Genomic DNA, 19,521 nt, shown 5'->3' with positions numbered 1-19,521 from the left:
TCTTTCGGCGATCCGCTTCGATACTTGAATGTTTTCAGACCAGGCGCAGGTGGTTATCCCATAACCCCGCCGGCAATTGCAGCGCGCTGCTGACGAAGCGCTCGGCGCTGCAATCGACCAACCGGCAACGCCCTTGTCCCGAACTCACCACGAAGCCTTGCGCGACTGCCGCGACCCCGGCGCAATCCGGCAGGTGTATCTCCTTGCGCAGCGCAGCACTGTCCAGATCCCAGAAGAACACCTTGTTGCCTCGGGGTGCCGTCACGGCTAGCAGACGCAGGCCGTCATGGATTGCCAGACTGGCGGTGTACTGATTCATCGTCTGGCGTTGCGCTTCGCCCAGCGGGAAGGCCTGGAAGGCCTGGCCGGGGCGCTTGATCGCCAACAACGGGGCCGAATCCATGGGGTCGCCTTCGTACTGCTGTCCGGAAACCACCGTGCCATCGGCCGCAACCGCCAGATGACGCACGCTGTTCATCTGCTCGGGCAACTGCTCCTTGCTGATCAGCGCGCCGTCGCGGCGCAGCAGCACCAGGCTCGGTTCCATGGCTTCGAGGTTCATCATCTCGCGGCTGTCGGCTTCGGTACGAATGCCGCCGTTGGCGATTACCAGCGTCTCGCCATCGGGCATCCAGAGCAGCTGATGCGGGCCTATGCCGTGGGTCGAATGCTCGCCAATGCGAACCAGTCGGCGTTCTTCCACACGATAGATACCGAGCACACCGCGGCCGGCGTCAGCGGTGTCGTTCTCGGTGGTATAGAACCAATCGCCGCTGGAATGGAACACACCATGGCCGTAGAAATGCCGATCGGAGGGCGAGGCCAGTACTTGCAGCAATGTGCCGTCGCGGCTATCGATCAGATAGCTCTCACGGCTTGGCCGACGCCCAACGAACACCGCCAGAGGCAAGTGCGGGTGGGCGTAGACGTCGTGGCAACGCTCGTTGACCGGGGTGGCAAAGACTCGAGTGCCGTCGAGCCGATAGCCGACCGCATAGTGGCGGCCATCGGCATCGTCACGCGCGGAGAGCAGTAGCGGTTGCTCGGTGTGTCGGGTGAGTGTCCAGCCGCCGACAGCGGAGGCTGCAACCAGGGCGCTGCCCAGTCCGAGAAAAGCGCGGCGTTTCATTGTCAATCTCCGTCGTGGGCGTTGAAGCCGATTTGCACGCCCAGTGATCGGGCCAGTTCGTTCTGGTGCAGGCGGTGCAGGGCGTCGATGTCCTGGTACAGCTCGTTCAGCCGCTCGCGTCCGGCTTCGTCGGCAACCAATTCGCTGAACGGCAGCATGATGTCAGCCAACTGTTGGCGGGCGGTGGCGTAGGCGAGGTCAATGCGCTTGATCAGTTCGCCCTGTTCTGCCGGGACCAGGTGCTTGAGTCCGTTGTCATCGCTGCCCTGCCATAGTTTTTGGGCCCCGGCGAGGGCCGCATCGATACTGCCTAGCGTGGCGTCGCTGCGCCAGGCCTCGGCCTGGAAGGGTTGTGGGAACCCTTTGGTTTGACGACCCAGCGGCGCGCCCAATTTCTTCTTCAGGCCATCCAGCGCCGTGACCTGCACGCGCAGCAGATCGGCAATCGCTTCCCGCGGCTCGCTGTAGCGCTCGTTGGGGAACTCGCTTAGCTGAGCGGCCATGCCGTCTTCGCCTTCCCACTCCTGGAGCATGTCGGCGGCGAGTTGCTGCTGGTGTTCACCAATCGCTTCCAGCAATCGGCAGTAACGCGCCTTGGTCGGGCTATCGTTCAGGTCTACTGCCTTGTCATAGAGCACGTATTCGTAGGCCGAAAGTCCCTGCAGGACGACACTGCCATTGTCCAGGTCGGCCTGCGTCAGCTCGGGTTTTTTCTTCAGCAGAGCGGTGACCTGCCGTCCGACCAGGTTCTTCTTGTCGGGCCAGAATTGCACCTGCCAGGCGCGGTTGCCTTCACCCATCGGGCCGATCAGCACCGGCTGCAGACCTGCCCAGGCGAATTGGGCCTTCAGAAAGGCTTCGCGCGCACTGTTCAATTCCTCGTTGCCGGCGCAGAAGGCGATGCTGCTGGCGGCCATGCGCCGATTGGTTTCGGCCCACTGGGTATAGGTAGGAAGCAGAACGTCCTCGGCGAGGGTTTTGCTGGTCTCGGCATATGGATCGGACGGCGCGCACGCACTGAGCAGCAGGCCCAGTGCGGTGACGGTGAACGCTGAAAGATAACGGTTGGCGTACATGTTGCTCCTCGGCAAGGCCGGACAGCTCTGGCTGATCCGGCGCTAGAGTGATTCGAGAAAAGCCAGCAAGGCGCTGCGCTCGTCGTTGTTGAAGCCAAGCACCGACTGCTTGGCCTGTTCTGCTTCGCCGCCGTGCCAGAGTATGGCTTCGAGCAGATTGCGGGCGCGTCCGTCATGCAGGAGCTGCGTGTGCCCGCTAATAGTTTCGGTTAGGCCGATGCCCCACAGCGGCGGCGTTCGCCATTCGCTGCCGCTGGCTTCAAACTCGGGCCGGTGGTCGGCAAGCCCTTCGCCCATGTCATGCAGCAGCAGATCTGTGTAAGGACGGATCGTCTGGTTCGCTAGCTCGGGCTCGGCGGCTTCACCGGTAGTGAACTGCGGAACATGGCAGCTCTGGCAACCGGCTCGGTGGAACAACGTCTTGCCTGCCAGGACCTGGGGGGCGTCGACGTTGCGCCGCGCCGGTACGCCGAGGTTGCGCGTGTAGAACAAGACTAATCCGAGAATGTGATCGCTGACTTCGAGCTCGCCGCCATCGGGCATCGTTAGGCATTCCGGTTGCCTTTCGGTGCAGCTACTGCCCGTGAAGAGGCTGGTCGTCAGGCCCATGTCGTTGAAGAAGGCGTCGGCGTTCTGCTGATTCAGGTTTGGTTGACCTGCCTTCCAGCCGAAGCGGCCGATGGCCGTCTTGCGTGTGATCTGGTCGAAGACGTGGTTGGGCCGGCCGGAAATGCCGTTGCCATCGCGATCCTCGGGGTCGGCATTGGCCAGCAGAGCGGATTCGGGAATGGCTTCCAGCAATCCGAGGCCGATCATGGCCGGCGCCACCCGGACGGAGAACTGGGTGTGCGGATGCATCGGGCCGTAACCCAGCTCGGAGATTTCCAGCTGCGGGATTCGCAACTCGACCTTGAAACCGTCGGAGAAGCGTTCGGACCGGGTGTCGTAATGCAGCCGGACCTTGCCTTCGGGCGCCACGCCGGGGATCGCCATGTCTTGTAGCTGTCCGCCATAAGTGGGTTCTGGTGCGATACCCCGCTGTGCTACGACTTCGGCATGTTCAGCGCTGGCAGGAATCGACAGCCGCACCAACATCGACACGGCGTTGCCTCGCTCGGTTTGTGCCGGGCGTCCGCGTCCATCTTTGATATGGCAGTTCTGGCACGCGTTGGTGTTGATCAGCGGGCCGAGCCCGTCGCGCGCAGCGGTGGAAGAAGGGGCGATTACCCAGGGATTGCGAAAAAAACTGTTGCCGACGCTGAAGTCCAGGCGACGCAGGGGGCTCAGGTTGGCAGATGGCAATGAAAAACCATTTTGATCGAACTTCATCACCGTGGCGTCACCCGCGGAAAGAGCCTCTCCAGGCTCTGCTTGGGTGAAGCGCAACGTCTGCTCTTCGCAGCCGACTAGGCCAAAGGCCAGCAGCAAAGCGATGGCAGCACGAGAAAGCGGGTGCATCGGTGATACCAGGGTCGTGACAGGGCGGCAATCTTAGCAGGCTAATGGGCCTGAATAAGAGCAATTTGCATTTGCCGACTTCGAGGTGGTCGAGCGAGCGCTGGGCTCTGCCATGAGATATTCGGATAGAGGACGGCGGCGCGCCGCCCTCTATCTTTCACGAGCGCCAGATCAGAACTGGTGATCAGCCGTGTCCGGATTCAGGTCACTGATACCCAGTGCGGCAGCGGCTTTCTCGATGGATGCAGTTTGTTGTACCAGCGCAGCGATCGCGGCACGTACCTTTTCCTGGCCTTCGTTGTTGTCGGACGCGATCAACTGATCGAAGGCTTCGCCGCCCTCGGCGCTGGCGACCAGCACTTGCAGCTTGGCTTCGGTGGTTTCCAGATCGGACTTCAGCGTAGTGTCGATCTGCGGATCGGCGCTTTCGACCAGCGATGCCAGGCTCGCGCCGCTGAGTGTGCTGCCGTCCACGCGCTTGTATTCACCGAGGTAGACGTTACGGATGCCCTTGGCGTTATAGAAGTGCGAGTTGTGCGTGTTATCGCTGAAGCAATCGTGCTCGTCTTCGGGTGAGTTGGCTTCCAGCGCGACTTTCATGCGTTCGCCGGCCAGTTCGCCGAGCGACAGGCTGCCCATGCCGAAGAACATCTTGCGCAGGCCATTTTCCGCGGACTCGCTTTCCAGGCTGGCGCGGTAGTTGTCGGCGACGCCGGCTCGCCACTCACCAACCATCTCTTCGAGATCGCTGACCACCAGTTGGGTTACAGCTTTGAGGTAGGCGCGGCGGCGATCGCAGTTATCGCCGGTGCAACCGTCACCTTCAATAAAGTCGCTGACTGGGCGCTGACCCGCGCCGGCCTCGGTACCGTTCAGGTCCTGGCCCCAGAGCAGGAACTCGATGGCGTGGTAGCCGGTCGCGACGTTAGCTTCGGACCCGGCCAGTTCGTTCAGGCTGGCAAGCTTCTCGCCGGTGATTTCGCTGACATCGACCTTGTCTTCACCAATCTGCAATTCCTTGTTGGCGATGATGTTGGCCGTAGCGCCCGGATTGCCAAGGGCGTGCTGATAATCGCCCTTGACGTAGTCGATCATGCCTTCGTCCAGCGGCCAGGCGTTGAGCTGGCCTTCCCACTCATCTACTACCGGATTGCCGAAGCGGAACACTTCGCTCTGCATGTAAGGCACGCGAGCTGCCAGCCAGGCGTCCTTGGCAGCCTGCAGGGTTTCCTGGGTCGGATTGGCGAGCAGGGCGTTTACGGCATCTTGCAGTTTTACTGCGGTGCTATGTGCATCGCTGAAAACGGCATGCGCGATGTCCGCATAATGCTTGACCACGGCCTGTGCAGCCTCGTCGTTGAGGGTCTCTTTTGCTGGTGCGCTCGTTGCCGGCTCGCTTTGAGTGGCCTGCGGAGCGGTAGCCTGTTCGGCTGGCGCCTTGTCTTCGCCGCAACCAGCGAGTGAAATAGCGGCAGCCAACAGGCTGGCGGTGGCCCAGACGGGGGTGCGTAGCATGGCGGGTTCCTTTGCTTGCAGAGGGTATTTGCGAATGCTGATAACGAGTACCAGGCGATTCGATGCGGGTCATAATGCGAAAGATTTGCATTTTGTGCAAAGGAATTGCGTGGAGTAGATCGCGCTTCGCTACATGCGGTGCCGTTAGAATGCCATCCCGATAGCTGGTTTCTGGAGAAGCCCGATGAGCCCGAGCGCTGTGGTTGCACTGGTTGTGCTGTTTCTAGTCGCTGCTTATGCGGTGGTTCTCTACAACGGTCTGGTGCGGCTCAAGCACGGCGTCAGCAAGGCTTGGTCGAATATCGACGTGCTGCTGCGCCAGCGCCACGACGAGCTGCCGAAACTGGTGGAGGCCTGCAAGCAGTACATGCAGCACGAGCGCAATACCCTGGAGCAGGTCGTCGCGGCCCGCAATGCGGTGGCGAGCGCGCGCGAACAGGGCGATGTTGGTGCGTTAGGGCAGGCTGAAACCGGGCTGCGCGCCGGTCTGGGACGGCTATTTGCGTTGGCTGAAAACTATCCCGAACTGCGCGCCAACGAGAGCTTTCGGCACCTGCAGCAGCGCATCAGCGGATTGGAGGGCGGCATCGCCGACCGCCGAGAGCTGTATAACGAGTCGGTCAACCTGAACAACGTACGCATCGAGCAGTTTCCCGATGTGCTGCTGGCGCGCGCCTTCGGCTTCCGAGAGGCCGAATTGCTGCAGTTCAGCGAGGCGGAGAGAGCTGACGTCGATCTCAAACCGCTGTTCGGCTGAGCAGAGCCGGCGATGCTGTTCAGCGCTGTGGCGGTCGGCCTGTGCCTGATGGGGGGCTGGCTATGGATCCATCGCTGGTCGAAGCTGCGCCATCTGCTGGACACACCTACCTCGAAGATTCGCTCGGCAGCGCAGGGCTACGTCGAACTTACCGGGGTGCTGCGAGACCTGCCCGATATGCCGCCGATGCTGGCGCCTCTTACGGCCAAACCCTGTCTCTGGTGGCGCTACCGTATCGAGGAATACCGTGCCAGTGGCAAGCGCAGCAGTTGGCGGGTCGTCGAGCAGGGCAGCAGCGAAAATCTGCTGCGTTTGTGCGATGCGACTGGGGACTGCCTGATCGACCCCCGTGGCGCCGAAGTGCTGCCGGCACGACGCGACAGATGGACCGGTGATCCGCGCCATCCCAGGGGCTTGCCGGTTCGCGGTGTGCTCGACTGGCTTACCGGTAGCCGCCAATATCGCTACACCGAAGAGCGGCTCCACGCTGATGAGCCGCTTTATGCGATCGGTGATTTTCGTACCGCAGGCGGCGGCCGGCAAGGGCTCGACCTCCAGACCGCCCAAGGGCAGGTGATACGAGAATGGAAAGAAAATTATGCTGGGTTGCTGCAGCGCTTCGACAACAATCGCGACGGTCAGCTCGACCAGGCCGAGTGGAGTCGCGTGCGTCTGGCAGCAGGGCTCGAAGCGGAACGGCGTCATCGTCTTGCCAGTGCTCAGCAGGCGCAGCACCGTTTAGTCCGTCCCAGTGAGCATCTGCCGTTCGTGCTATCGACCCACGGCGAGGAGGTTCTCGCACGGCGCTATCGCTGGCATGCGGCCGGCGGGGCTGCGCTATGCCTTTTGGGTGCGGTGATTCTGGCGTCCCGGTTGGCCGGATGAGTCGAGTTGGAATGCGATGTGCCTTCGACTACTGGCGCAAAATGTCTCAACGTCCTTTCTCGCTGACAGTCGAGTCGATCGATGCGCCGTCATGCTTTGTTGGTCGCGGCGCCTGCTAATCTCGCTTCTCCTGATACATGGCCTCGTCCGCATGCTTGAGCAACGAGGCTTCGTCGGTGCCGTCCTCTGGGTAACAGGCCACGCCGATACTCGGCTGAACCACCAAACTCAGGCGCGCAAGCTCCATAGGTACTTGCATGGCGTCCCGGATATTACTGACGACCACCATCGCATCGGCTCTTGATGGGCTGTTCTCCAGCAGTACGACGAACTCATCGCCGCCCATCCGCGCAACCGTATCCACCTCCCGGGTGTGTTGCACGAGCCGCCGGGCGAAGGCTTGCAGCAACAGATCGCCAACGCTGTGACCATGACTGTCATTGATCTGCTTGAACCGGTCCAGATCGAGGTAAAGCAGCGAAATCGACTCATCGTTGCGACGTGCCCGTGCCAGGGCGGTTTTCAGCCGGTCGAAGAGGAAAGCGCGGTTTGGTAAACCGGTGAGTTCATCGTACTGAGCCATCCTCTCCAGGCGGGCATGCAACTGTTTACGTTCGATGGCCGTGGCGACCTGATTGGCGACGAATTGCAACAGCTCCCTGTCGCGCTCGCGATACGTCGCGTTCTGCGCCGCATCGCTGAGCAGGAGGGCGCCGAGACTGCCCTGGCGCGTCAATAACGGCGCAGCCAGCCAGCAGAACCGGTTCGTGTCGGCGATCGTCTTGAGATTGCTGCAAACCTGATCGTTCTGGGCGTTCAGCAGCAGCGCCTGTCCGGTACGTGTGACCTCCGTGCAGAGCGCGGCGGCAGACTCAAAAGGTAGCTGCGTCGGATCGCCACTGGTTTTGTGATAAGGAAACATTGGCGAGCCGATACCTAACGTGTTCAAGGCCACGAAAAAATTGGGTGACGGGATGAGACTTCCGATGATCAGATGAATCTGCTCGAACAGGGCGGCAAGATCGGCGGTGTTGTGCGCCGCTTCGGATATGGCGTACACCGCCGCTTGCAGCGATTCGAAATGTTTGCGCTGGGTAATGTCTCGCGCAACGCCAACTCGCAGCTGGTCATCCTCGGACCAGCGGGCCGACCACATGATATCCACCCGCTGACCATCCTTGCGGATATAGCGGTTCTCGAAATGCAGGCTGAGCTGACCTGACATCACCTGCTTGGCTGCTTCCAATGTGCGCTCACGGTCTTCGGGAGCCACCATGTTTATCATCGCGCGACCGATCATTTCGTCTTGGGTATACCCGAAGATGCGCTCGCATGCGGCGCTGACATAGACGAAGCGGCCATCGGCATCGACGACGCAGACGGCGTCGAGCATCAGGTCAAGGACGGTAGCCAGGGATGGGGGATTCTCTGTCGTCATCGTACGTACTGCTGATCTGCCGACCACAATGGAACGGGCCAGTTGAGTCTGAGTGTAGCGGAGGCGATTCCCGGTCGCTCGCAAGCTTGATGGCTGTGCGCCATCATCATCTTGCCGTCGAGCCCGATATCAGTTTCGCTTTTCAGCGATCCAGATGGTGTGGCGGGTGCCGCGGTTACCGTGGGCGAATACCTGGACCTCCTCGGCCTTGAAACCCGATTGGGTCAGGCGCTGAGAAAACGCGCGGTCGGCGCTGGCCGACCATACTGCGAGCATGCCCTTGGGGCGCAGGGCTCGGGCGCAGGCGTCGAGCCCGGTCGACGAATACAGCCAGCTGTTGCTCTTGCGGGTTAGCCCTTCGGGGCCGTTGTCCACATCCAGCATTATTGCGTCGAAGCCTTGCGGCTCGTCCCGCAGGATGGCAGCGACATCCCCCAGGCGTATACGGGTTCGTGGATCGTCGATCGGCATACCCGACTTTTCTCCCAGCGGGCCGCGGTTCCAGTCGACAAGCCCAGGGACCAGTTCGGCGACATGGACCTCGGCGCTGTCACCTAGATGTTTGAGCGCCGATGCAAGGGTAAAGCCCATGCCCAGCCCGCCGATCAACACGCGTGGCTGTGCACGCTGAGCGATTCTTTTGCAGGGAATCTCCGCCAAGGCGTCTTCGGAGCCGTGCATGCGGGTGTTCATCAGCTGATTGCCGTTGCCACCCTGGATCTTGATGACGAAATCATCACCGTAGGTAAACAGGCAAAGCGCGCCACCGTCGTCGGGTATTTCCGCGGTGTCGATCAGTTCAAAACGCTTCATGCGCATCGCTCATGGGCTGGCAAAAGAAAAGGGCACCGCGCTACGAGCGCGGCGCGGCGGAGGCTGCGTTAGAGCGGCTCCGAATTGAACCTGTGTTCGAAGCGCAGGGATTGGCGCAGCAGTATGACCAGCTCAGAGGCCGGTACTGGCTTGCTGTAGTAGTAACCCTGGCCTTCGTTGCAGCCTTCGTCGATGAGATAGCGTTCCTGCTCGGCGGTTTCCACGCCTTCAGCGATGACCTGCATGCCGAGGCTCTTGCCTAGCTGAATGATGGCCCGAACGATGGTTGTGTCACCCTGGTCCGCGGCCATGTCGCGGACGAAACTCTTATCTATCTTGATCTTGTCCAGCGGCAGGCTCTTCAGGTAGCTAAGCGAGGAATAGCCAGTGCCGAAATCGTCGATTGCAATCAGCGCACCGGAGCGGCGCAGACTGTGCAGGTTATGGGTGGCAGCGGCAATGTCTTCCATCAGCCCCGTTTCGGTTACCTCGAGCTCCAGCGTCTCGGGCGGCAGCCGATGGGTGCCGAGCAGGTTGCTGATGACGTCTGGCAGTTCGGCATGGTGCAATTGCACCGTGGATAGATTGACAGCCATGCGCAGGTCGCTGAAACCCTGCTGATGCCATTCGCTCAGCTGCCGACAGGCCTGATCCAACACCCACTCGCCAATGGCGATGATGCTGCCGTTCTGCTCGGCGAGAGGGATGAAAGTATCTGGCGGAATCATCTTTCCGCTCGGGTGGGACCAGCGCAGCAGTGCTTCGACACCGGTGATGCGTTTCAGGCAATAGTCGATCTGCGGCTGGTAGACCAGATGGAACTCACCGCGCTGAAGGGCTTCTGCCAAGTCGTTCTGCAGCTCTCGGCGCGCTCGCATCTGACTATCGATGCTCGCTACATAAAACTGATAACGGTTGCGCGAGCGGCTCTTGGCCAGGGTCATGGTTTGCTCGGCTTTCTGCAGCAGCTTCTCCGTACTGTCGCCATCTTCCGGGTAAAGCGTGATGCCAATGGTGGCGCGTAACCGTATGTTCTGCTGATCGAGCACGACGGGACGTTCCAGATCATCGAGTATTTTCTGTGCCAGCTCCGCCGCTTCGTACGGCTGCTCGAAGCCGAACAGCACCAGTACGAACTGGTCCCCACCCAGCCGTGCAAGTGCTCCCACACGTCCGCTCAGGCTGCGCAGGCGCTCGGCCAACGCAACCAGCATGCGGTCCCCATGCTGGTAGCTGTACTGTTCGTTCACACCCTTGAAATCGTCCAGCCCGAGGCAGAGCACGGCCACGCGGCGCTGCAGTCGGGCAGCTTCGCTGAGAATATTGTCGAGCTGTTGTTGCAGTTGTTGGCGATTGGGCAGTCCCGTCAACGAGTCGTATTGGGTCAAGCGATGCAGGCTGCTTTCCGCGGCGTGGCGCAACTGCATGTTGTGTTCGATGGCGGCGAGCAGGCGGTTGGCAGTCTCGACCCAAAGCCCCAGCTCATTTCGCTCATGCCCCTTCGGCATCGGCAGCGAACGTTCGCCAGGACGGTCCGGATTGATGTGTGACAGGTGCTCGATGAGCTTGGTAAGAGGTCGCGTCAGCTGCCATTGGTAGATCAGATAAAGCAGCAAGCCCAACACCAGCGCCCGAAGAATGCCAACGACGAAAATCACCCCCGAGGTGCTGACGAAGTCTGCGCCATAAGGGGCGGTGTCGAGTGTAATGCGCAGGTCGCCGTAGTACTCGTTGTAGGGCGGGCGACCGATCAGTGGGATGGCGAAATCCTGGTCGCGGCCGAGTATCGGGTCGGTCAGCCAGCGTGAGGGCAGTGACATGAGTGGCCGGGATTTGTACGCCAGGGGTTTTTCCCCCGGATGGCCGATCGACGCCTTGTGAATCGACTCGTGCTGGAACAACCCCTCCATGACCTGCGCACCCATTTCCCGGTCCAGGCTGTAGATCGCCTGGGTGGAGGGGTCACGCGTCATGCGCAGGATTCGCTGCGCCTCGGTATTGATCAGTTGGCGGGACTTGTAGGCATCGAAGATGATTTGCGCGCAGCTCAGCACCAGCCCAACGGCAAGCGCTGACAGCAGAACGATTCGGAGCAGTTTCCTCGACAGGCTGTTGCGCAATGCGGTCAAAAGGATTTCCTTTTTCCAAGCCGGTGCCCAGCGCAAGTATTAGTCGTCATAGATGAGGCGTCAAAGTCGAGACGTGCTTATAAGGCAAAACGTTATCAGAACACCCGGTGGGCTTCAGAACCTTCCGTCGACCTTTCCCATGGCGTCCATTCGCAACGCCAAACCATGATGCTAGACGCCTTCACAGTCAACAAGCAGCTTCAATTAACGCTGGCTGCTTCCGTTACCTCGCAACCCTTGATGACCATACGAATAATCGTTTCGGCGGCGGCTTCATAGTCCGCATCGTCGAGCTTCGCCTTGCCTGTAACGGTGGTGATTTGCCAATCGAAATCGGCGTAGGTCTGGGTCGCAGCCCAGATACTGAACATCAAATGATTCGGATCGACCGCGGCCATCAAGCCCCTATCGATCCAGCCCTGGATGCAGGCGACGTTGTGGCTGGCCTGGGCGTTCAATTGCGCGGCCCTTTCGACCGGCAGATGCGGGGCGCCATGCATGATTTCGCTCGCGAATACTTTCGATGCGCAGGCGTGCTCGCGTGAAATGCGGATCTTGGTGCGGATGTAGGCACGCAGCACATCGGCCGGTTCGCCGGGCTGATTGAACGGAGCGGACGCCTGGAGCAGCGGTTCGACGATGCTGTCGAGCACCTCGCGGTAAAGGTTTTCCTTGCTTTTGAAATAGTAGTAGACGTTGGGCTTGGGCAGCCCGGCGCGGTTGGCGATGTCACTGGTTTTGCTGGCGGCGAAGCCCTTTTCGGCAAACTCTTCGCTGGCAGCGCGCAGGATCAGTTCTTTGTTGCGCTCGCGGATACTGGACATAAGACCTGTTCGATTCACAACCACCAGCCTGGTGGCCTGCCGCGGCATGCTAGCACTCGCTTCCGAATGGCCTCAAGTCACGGCTCCGGCGTGGAATTATGTGACCAAATTCGCTGTTGATTTGTATACATATGTAAACGGCTTCTGATACTGTCGTGCCATCAGTTCGACTCATCTTTGTCCTGCGTCTGATGAATGTCGGGACAGTTGGCGGTCTGCCGAGCGGGTCGTCCAACACAACAAGGAGCTCCCATGAAAACAATTCTTGCGGCCGCCTTGCTGGTGCTCTCAATGCCTGTGATCGCCGAGCAAACCTACGTAATTGGCGTCGAACAAGCTGCGTTCCTGCCGCACTATAATGGTGACGCGCAAGGCAATTACCAAGGTTTCGCCCGTGACCTGCTGGACAGCTTTGCGGCGGATAGCGGGCTGCGGCTGGTATACAAGGTGCTCCCTGCAGATGAGTTGCTGCCCGCGTTGCTAGATGGGCGTGTCGACGCCAAATACCCGGATAACCCCAACTGGTCCGGGCCCGCCAAAGCAGGGCGTCGGGTGCATTACAGCCAAGCGGTGGTCCATTACGTCGATGGGGTGATGGTGGCGCCGCGACGCGTAGGGCGCGGTATCGATGAACTCAGGCGGCTGGCAGTGGTTGATGGCTGGACGCCCTGGGGCTATGAAGACCGGATCGCCGCCAACCAGATTTTACTGGTCAGTAGCGAAAACCTTCCGCGCATGGTGCGCCAGGCTCTGCTCAAGGACAGCGATGGTGCTTACTACAATGTAGTGGTGGCGGCGCATTACCTGAACAATGTGCGCGCCAAGCCGGGCGCGTTGGTTTTCGATGCCAACCTGCCGCATACGCGCAGTACGTTCAACCTGTCCAGTCTCAACCACCCCGAGCTCATTGAGCGTTTCGATCGTTATCTCAGGGAGCAACAGCCTGCTGTTGCCGCGCTCAAGGCGCAGCATCAAGTAGAGGCGAATCTGTCATCGGACTACATCGGCATGGAGCAGTGGAAGGTCGATTTTCTAGAGAGGCAGAAACTCAAACGCGGCGCCGGCAACTAGCGTACCGGCGTATCCGGCTGTTCCTGAACGGAGGGGTAGGCCGGAGCACCCGGCGCCACGCCAATACGGTTGCGCCCGCTATTCTTCGCCCGGTATAGCGCCTCATCAGCCTTTTGCAGCAGCATCTGCACGCTGTCTTTGGGGTGCAGCTGGGCAACACCTATGCTTACCGTAACGGTCAATCGAACTCCTTCGAACTCGAAGCGTTCGGCCTCGGTGGCGGCGCGAATTCGTTCAGCCAATGCGACTGCTGTAGCGAGGTCGGTGTCCTTGAACATCACGACGAACTCTTCGCCTCCCCAGCGTGACACAAGGTCAGCCTGTCGGAGTTGTTTGGAGAGAAGCCTGGCGAAGTGGCGTAGAACGAAATCGCCGCCAAGATGGCCATGCTTGTCGTTAATGGATTTGAAATGATCCAGATCCATCATCAAAACGCACAGATTGCTCTGCTGGCGCTTGGCTTCAAGCATCGCCTGGTCGGCCACGAGGCCAAAGCCGTGTCGATTAAGCAACTCGGTCAGTGCGTCGTGAGTCGCCATGGCTTCGATCCGCTGCAAATAGCGACGACTGATCAAGCCCACCAGGGCCAAGACGATCGCGGTCACGCTGAAGCAGATCAGTAGGTTCATCCATAAGGCCCGCCGGACCGGCGCCATCACGCCGCTTTCCTGCTTGTCGACCATAAGGAACCAGTCCAACTCTGGAATGTAGCGGATGTTGATGAAATGCTGTTCGCCCTCGCTCTGGTAGTCGAACGAGCCCGGCCGTAACTGCGGCAGCTGGCGATTGAGATCTGTCAGCGCCTCGATGTCTTTCAGCGCCGTTTCACGAGGCTGTCCGGCCGGCCCACCTTTCTGGCCGGTCATCACGATGCGGTGGCTGGCGTCTACAAAGTAGATGTTGCGTTGGTAGCGACGCTGATAGGTATCGAGCAAGTCGACCACTCTCTCCAGCGTCAGGCCAACCCCCGCAACGCCACGGAAACCTCCTTCTGCAGACACGACCCGATAGTTGATGAACATTGTCAGCCGATTCACGTCGACGACGATTTCCCAAGGGGCGCCACTGTGCTCGAAGCGATAAAACCATCGATCTGCTGGGTCGTCTGGCTCTATGGGCTGGATGGCGTCATCGGCGTAATAGGTTTGAGAGCCAGCCGAAGCGAAGAAAGCGTTCGATGTGCTATAGCGCTGGCGGATAGCTTGCAAGTAGCGGCTGATCAATGCTTCGTTGGGTTCCCCTTGGTCCACCCAGTCCATTACAAAAGGGTCTTCCGCCATGGCTGAGGAGACCTGTACCAGACGGACCAGATCTTTCTGAATTTCCCCAGAAATGACATCTGCAGTGAGTGGTAACTCTGTGCCAATGATGCTCTTGCGAATGGTTTCACGTGAGGCGTAATAACTGGCGAGGCTGGTAATCACGAAGCCCAGCCCGATGATCAGGGCGAGCAAGGTGAAGAGAGTGCTTTGCTTGACGGTCAATGGCCGCATCGATTACTCCGGCCGCTCGGGTCAGGCGGCTCATACGCAGTTCATTCTATCCGCTGAGCACGCTATGACCCTATCAATACGTCGAAAGGCATCCGCCCGACGGTCGCTCAAGGCTTTAACGGCCATGCCGATAATATCGTTAAGAATTGAATTCGATGTTTGTATACATGGAGTGTAGTAAATTGTGCACGGTATCCAGCGAACTTTGAGGTCATCACGATGTCTTTCATGCACCGAAGTATCCAGTGGCAATTGATCGTCAGCATGGGAGCAGCGCTGCTCACAAGCCTCCTGATCGTCATCCTGATTTATTCATCGACGCTCACCGGCATGGCCGAACGTTATCTGCTTGGCCAAGCCATGCCGGCCAATATTGCGTCGATTCGCAACGATATCGAGCGCACCTTGATGGCGCCAATCACTGCTACTGCGGGTATCGCTGGCAATACGCTGGTGCAGGAGTGGTTGCGTGATGGCGAAAGCGCCGAGCAAGCCGCTGCGATAGCTCGTTATCTGAACGGGGTTAAGGCTCAGCAAAACGCCTTGACGACCTCCGTGGTAGCGCTGGAAAGCGGTAACTATCATTCCGAGAATGGGATCTCTCGCACTCTGCAACGCAGTGCGCCGGGTGATGGCTGGTTCTATAGCCTGATCGACAGCGGTATCGAGCGCCGCGTCGAAATCGACATCGACAAGGCATCGCGCCTGCCCACCCTTTTTATCAATCAGCGCATCAGTGCCGGTGGCAAAACGCTCGGCGTCGCTGGCCTGGGTTACAGCCTGAAAAGCATGTCGGAGCTGATCAGCAATTTCAAATTTGGCGAACGGGGCGAGGTCTATCTGACCGATGCAAGCGGCCGGGTCAAAGTACATCCGCGTACCGAGCTCAATGCCAACGCTGATTTAGATACGCTGACCGGCCCTGATGCCGCGAAACGAATTTTGGCGGGAGAGCATGACGTCGTCCGGTTCGAGCGCGACGGCGAAGCGTTTCTTGCACTGGCTCAGCCTTTGGAAAGCTTGAACTGGATCTTGGTAAGCGAGGTTCCGGAGGCCGAGATTTTTGGCGAGGCTAGCCGTACGCTGTGGACTATCAGCCTGATCGCCGCGTGTATTGCGCTGTTCTTTCTGGGGCTGGTGGTATTACTGGCGCGTGGGTTGGTTCGGCCGATCCGACAAGTGACATCGGCACTGGTTGAAATCGGTGGCGGCGGCGGTGACCTCACTCGGCGCTTGGACGAGAGTCGTGCCGATGAGTTGGGCGACTTGGCGCGGGGGTTCAACCGTTTCTTGGGCAGTTTGCGCGGTCTCATCGGCGACGTTCTGAACACCAGTCAGCAATTGCGCGTTGCGGTTGGCCAAGTGGCGGAAGTGGTCGATAACACCGCAACCCGTGCCGGGCGCCAGCATGAGATGACCGACATGGTGGCCACTGCGGTCCACGAGATGGGGCTGACGGTGCAGGAAATCGCCCGTAATGCCAGTAGTGCGGCGCAGGCGTCCGAGGGTGCGCGTGATGAAGCATTGAAGGCCGGCAAGGTGGTGGGTGATTCCATTGCGCACATCGAGAAGATGTCCGGTGAGATCGGCCATGCTGCCGAGGCCGTTACCGATCTCGCGCAGCAGGTTGCGTCCATCGACAAGGTGCTGGCGGTGATCCGCAGCATTTCCGAGCAGACCAACCTGCTCGCCCTCAACGCCGCCATCGAGGCGGCGCGTGCCGGAGAGATGGGCCGGGGCTTCGCGGTGGTCGCCGATGAAGTGAGAACTTTGGCCAGCCGCACCCAGGCGTCAACCGACGAGATTCAGCAGATGATTCTGGGGCTTAAGAGCGGCGCGGAGACCGCAGTTAACTCGATGCACGCAGGACAGGCTGCCACGGGTACCGGTGTGCAAGCCAGCCAGCGTACCGGCCAGTCGTTGAACGCCATCACCGATCAGGTCGAAGCGATCAGCGGTATGAACGCTCAGGTCGCCGCGGCGACGGAAGAGCAGAGCAGTGTCACTGAAGAAATCACCCACAACGTCCAGGGCATCGCCGACCTCGCCCAGGCGACCGCCAGCGACGTGCAGGGCTGCCGCGAGGACTGCCAGGCGCTGACCCGCTTGGCGGATGACCTGAGCCGGCAGATGGGCAGCTTCAAGTTGTGATGGGCAACGCGCTGGCGAAGGCTGTGCCCTCTGTCGCGATGCGATGGTGATAGTTGTGGTGTTTAGGCGGGGCACTCAATCTTTATTCGGCGAAGCGCGTCTTAAATAGACGAATCGTAGCAGGACGGTGTTGATACAAGCGTTGAAGCACCATGCGTCCTGCTTGTCGGTAGCCGCTCCGCCGGTTCGGCCCCGCGTGAATATGTTGTCCGAAAACCTAAACTAGCAAATCGGCAAAAACAACAAAGGCAGCCCGAGGGCTGCCTTTCTTTTATCTACTATCTATCTACACACGGGTCAGAAATGCGCCTTGACCAGCAGGCTGGCGGTGTTCTGGTCGGTGGACCCAACGAAGTTTTCGCTAACGAAACCGCCATCCTCTATGCCGTACTTGTCGGACCAGTAATCGTACTCGATACCCACGTAGAGCTTGCCCGGCTCGCCATCCAGCGCTTTGCCCAGGTCGTATTTAATCTGCGGATTGATGTGCAGGTTCTTCGAGGCAAAATCACCACGACGATCGGAGCCGGCGTCATTGACTACCCAGTCGATGTAGCCATCGAAGAGAATATCGGACTTGCCCACTGGGATCGTCATGGCCCAGGTAGGCGTGACCTGCCACTGGCCGGACGGCTTGCCAGTGCTCCCGTCAGGCTTGCGGTAATACAGGTTGATGTTGAATCGGTCAAAACCGGGTATTACCAAGTCAACAGCTGGGCCGAGCAGGTAGTTCTGATTGGGAACGCCGTCAGCGGTGCTTTCGCCGCGCTCGTAGGTTGCGGCAAGCAGGACATCCTTGATCGGCCCGAACGACATGTCGCGACCGCTGAGCTTGCCCAACGATAGACGCGGGCTGAATTCGCCGTAATAGGTATGGCCTTCGCCGCCGGAGAGGCCGTTGTACCACTTGTTGTCGACGAACAGGAACATGTCGCCCCAGCTCCAGCCGCTGGCGTGTTCGAAGGTCACGGTCTGTTGGATCTCACCCGCATCGACCTTGAAATTCTTGCCGTATAGATAGGTAAGACTGTTGTTCTGCCATTGCAGCATGCCGTCGGCGAAGGCCGGTGCCGCGAGCATGCTGCCGGCCAGCGCCAGCGAAAGAGGAGCGAGTCTGAAGTTCATGTGTATACCCTTTGGTTTTGTTGTTGTGATGAATACAGGTGATGCGCCTGGCGCCGCGGCGTACAGGCGCGTGGCGGATCAGCCGGCTGGGGTGAGATGCTGTCCGGTGTCGTTGCTGGTCGCCCTCGCGCCAGGCTCGGAGTAGTTCGGGATGTTGACCGCCAGGGTGTTGGTACCCACCGAATCCTCGATCAGGTTCTCGGGGTCGTAGTCGTCCAGCTCGCCCGGTTCGCGAGGCAGAAAGAAATTGAGCAGGATGGCGCTGAACGCACCGATAGTGATTGGCGAGCCGAAGATGTTTTTCAGTACCTCCGGCAAGTTGGTCAGCACCTCAGGTACCGCTGCAACCCCAAGCCCCAGGCCCAACGAGATGGCGACGATGAGCATGTTGCGCCGGTTCAGGCCGGCTTCGGCGAGGATCTTGATACCGGCGATGGCGACAGTGCCGAACATGATCAGCGTGGCGCCGCCGAGTACCGGCTTGGGCATCAGCTGCAGCACACCGCCGACCACCGGGAACAGCGCCAGCAGGATCAGAATGCCAGCGATGTACAACCCTACGTGACGGCTGGCCACACCGGTCAGTTGGATGACCCCGTTGTTCTGGCTGAAGGTAGTCATCGGCAGGCTGTTGAAGGTGGCGGCCAGCAGCGAGCTGCAGCCGTCGCCGAGAATGCCGCCCTTGATCCGCTTCATATATAGCGGACCCTTCACCGGCTGGCGCGAGATCATCGAGTTGGCGGTCAGGTCGCCCGCGGTTTCCAAGGGGGTGATCAGGAAGATCACCGCGATCGGAATGAACGCCATCCAGTCGAAGGTGAAGCCGAACTTGAACGGCTGCGGCAGACTGACCGCCGGGAGTGCGGCAAGGCTGGAAAAATCAACCATGCCCATCATCCAGGCGGCAAAGTAGCCGACTATCAGGGCGACGATTACCGCTGACAGCCGCAGCAATGGGATGCCAAAACGGTTAAGCACGATGATGGTGCCCAGTACCAGCCCAGCCAGCGCCAAATTGGGCAATGCGCCGGGATTCTCGACCCCGTAGCCGCCGGCGATGTCGGTCATCGAAACCTTGATCAGCGACAGCCCCATCAGACAGATGATGGTGCCGGTGACCACCGGTGTGATGATCCTGCGCAGCCGATCGATGCAGCGGCTGACCGCAATCTCGACGAAGGCGGCGCAGAAGCTGACGCCGAACAAGGTGGACAGAATCTCTTCCGGACTGCCGCCGCGTCCCTTGACGATAAAGCCGGCCGCGAGGATCACGCTGAGAAAGCCGAAACTGGTGCCCTGCAGGCACAGCATGCCGGCGCCGATCGGACCGACCCGTTTGGCCTGGATGAAAGTGCCGAGACCTGAGACGAACAGCGCCATGCTGACCAGATAGGGCACGTAATCGCCCAGGCCAAGCACGCTGCCGATAATCAGGGTAGGGGTAATGATGCCGACGAAGCTGGCCAGCACGTGCTGTATCGCGGCAAAGGTAGCGGGAAGCGGACCCGGGCGATCCTCGAGCTGATAGATCAGGTCCTGGTTCGGAGCGTCACCGCTCCTGGATTCGGTTGCGGTCATGGTCAAGCCTGCCATTAGTTATTGTTCGGTCATGGGCTTCGGGGCTGCACGGACCCCATACACTGATCGCTGAAAAGCT

The 19,521-nt window shown here is 59.9% G+C and carries 15 protein-coding genes; 4 read left to right on the top strand and 11 right to left on the bottom strand.

The features are described from left to right. Nucleotides 1-34: 34 nt before the first annotated feature. The 4 genes from CH92_RS15890 to CH92_RS15875 all read right to left on the bottom strand — a co-directional run bounded on the left by CH92_RS15890 (nucleotide 35) and on the right by CH92_RS15875 (nucleotide 5,178). Nucleotides 35-1,129 (bottom strand): DUF1513 domain-containing protein, encoded by a 1,095-nt coding sequence (locus CH92_RS15890; RefSeq protein ID WP_025242759.1) that lies wholly within the window; start codon nucleotides 1,127-1,129, stop codon nucleotides 35-37. 2 nt (nucleotides 1,130-1,131) lie between these two features. Further along, the gene (locus CH92_RS15885) at nucleotides 1,132-2,205 is read right to left on the bottom strand and encodes an imelysin family protein (protein WP_025242758.1); all 1,074 of its coding nucleotides are present in this window, start codon (nucleotides 2,203-2,205) and stop codon (nucleotides 1,132-1,134) included. A gap of 42 nt (nucleotides 2,206-2,247) precedes the next feature. After that, the gene (locus tag CH92_RS15880; protein WP_025242757.1) at nucleotides 2,248-3,663 is read right to left on the bottom strand and encodes a di-heme oxidoredictase family protein; all 1,416 of its coding nucleotides are present in this window, start codon (nucleotides 3,661-3,663) and stop codon (nucleotides 2,248-2,250) included. Nucleotides 3,664-3,834: 171 nt separating this feature from the next. Beyond that, entirely contained in the window at nucleotides 3,835-5,178 is a 1,344-nt protein-coding gene (locus CH92_RS15875; RefSeq protein ID WP_025242756.1) for an imelysin family protein, read from the bottom strand. Nucleotides 5,179-5,362: 184 nt separating this feature from the next. On the opposite strand from CH92_RS15875, the gene CH92_RS15870 reads away from it, so the two are divergent. Continuing rightward, a complete protein-coding gene (locus CH92_RS15870; protein ID WP_025242755.1) occupies nucleotides 5,363-5,935 on the top strand; it encodes a LemA family protein in 573 nt (190 codons plus the stop codon). Between the two features lie 12 nt (nucleotides 5,936-5,947). Beyond that, nucleotides 5,948-6,820: a GIDE domain-containing protein gene (locus CH92_RS15865; RefSeq protein ID WP_025242754.1), complete on the top strand. Its 873-nt coding sequence runs from the start codon at nucleotides 5,948-5,950 to the stop codon at nucleotides 6,818-6,820. A 115-nt stretch (nucleotides 6,821-6,935) separates the two neighbouring features. Here CH92_RS15865 and CH92_RS15860 read toward each other — a convergent pair whose 3' ends face one another. The 4 genes from CH92_RS15860 to CH92_RS15845 form a co-directional block, all read right to left on the bottom strand. Next, nucleotides 6,936-8,258 carry a sensor domain-containing diguanylate cyclase gene (locus tag CH92_RS15860; protein ID WP_038623067.1) on the bottom strand — a complete coding sequence of 441 codons (1,323 nt, stop codon included), beginning with the start codon at nucleotides 8,256-8,258 and terminating at the stop codon, nucleotides 6,936-6,938. Nucleotides 8,259-8,387: 129 nt separating this feature from the next. Further along, complete coding sequence (locus CH92_RS15855; RefSeq protein WP_025242753.1) at nucleotides 8,388-9,071, bottom strand: spermidine synthase; 684 nt, start codon at nucleotides 9,069-9,071, stop codon at nucleotides 8,388-8,390. A 68-nt stretch (nucleotides 9,072-9,139) separates the two neighbouring features. Next, on the bottom strand, nucleotides 9,140-11,200 hold the full coding sequence (locus tag CH92_RS15850; protein WP_025242752.1) for a putative bifunctional diguanylate cyclase/phosphodiesterase: 2,061 nt from the start codon (nucleotides 11,198-11,200) through the stop codon (nucleotides 9,140-9,142). Between the two features lie 200 nt (nucleotides 11,201-11,400). Then, nucleotides 11,401-12,024 (bottom strand): TetR/AcrR family transcriptional regulator, encoded by a 624-nt coding sequence (locus CH92_RS15845; protein WP_025242751.1) that lies wholly within the window; start codon nucleotides 12,022-12,024, stop codon nucleotides 11,401-11,403. Nucleotides 12,025-12,276: 252 nt separating this feature from the next. Between CH92_RS15845 and CH92_RS15840 the strand changes: the two genes are divergently transcribed. Beyond that, a complete protein-coding gene (locus tag CH92_RS15840) occupies nucleotides 12,277-13,095 on the top strand; it encodes a substrate-binding periplasmic protein (protein WP_025242750.1) in 819 nt (272 codons plus the stop codon). Here the strand turns inward: CH92_RS15840 and CH92_RS15835 are convergent. Further along, nucleotides 13,092-14,588 (bottom strand): sensor domain-containing diguanylate cyclase, encoded by a 1,497-nt coding sequence (locus CH92_RS15835; protein ID WP_025242749.1) that lies wholly within the window; start codon nucleotides 14,586-14,588, stop codon nucleotides 13,092-13,094. The two genes, CH92_RS15840 and CH92_RS15835, sit on opposite strands and share 4 nt — an antisense overlap. A gap of 219 nt (nucleotides 14,589-14,807) precedes the next feature. On the opposite strand from CH92_RS15835, the gene CH92_RS15830 reads away from it, so the two are divergent. Continuing rightward, the gene (locus CH92_RS15830) at nucleotides 14,808-16,739 is read left to right on the top strand and encodes a methyl-accepting chemotaxis protein (RefSeq protein WP_025242748.1); all 1,932 of its coding nucleotides are present in this window, start codon (nucleotides 14,808-14,810) and stop codon (nucleotides 16,737-16,739) included. Nucleotides 16,740-17,036: 297 nt separating this feature from the next. Here CH92_RS15830 and CH92_RS15825 read toward each other — a convergent pair whose 3' ends face one another. Together CH92_RS15825 and CH92_RS15820 are read right to left on the bottom strand one after the other, a co-directional pair. Continuing rightward, nucleotides 17,037-17,864 (bottom strand): outer membrane protein OmpK, encoded by an 828-nt coding sequence (locus CH92_RS15825; RefSeq protein WP_025242747.1) that lies wholly within the window; start codon nucleotides 17,862-17,864, stop codon nucleotides 17,037-17,039. A 78-nt stretch (nucleotides 17,865-17,942) separates the two neighbouring features. Continuing rightward, the gene (locus CH92_RS15820; RefSeq protein ID WP_025242746.1) at nucleotides 17,943-19,442 is read right to left on the bottom strand and encodes a uracil-xanthine permease family protein; all 1,500 of its coding nucleotides are present in this window, start codon (nucleotides 19,440-19,442) and stop codon (nucleotides 17,943-17,945) included. Nucleotides 19,443-19,521 lie beyond the last annotated feature (79 nt).

Origin of the sequence: Stutzerimonas stutzeri (assembly GCF_000590475.1) — a bacterium.
Taxonomy (GTDB): Bacteria; Pseudomonadota; Gammaproteobacteria; order Pseudomonadales; family Pseudomonadaceae; genus Stutzerimonas; species Stutzerimonas stutzeri_D.
The sequence above is the reverse complement of the archived record's forward strand: the minus strand, read 5'-3'. Positions and strand labels throughout refer to the sequence as shown.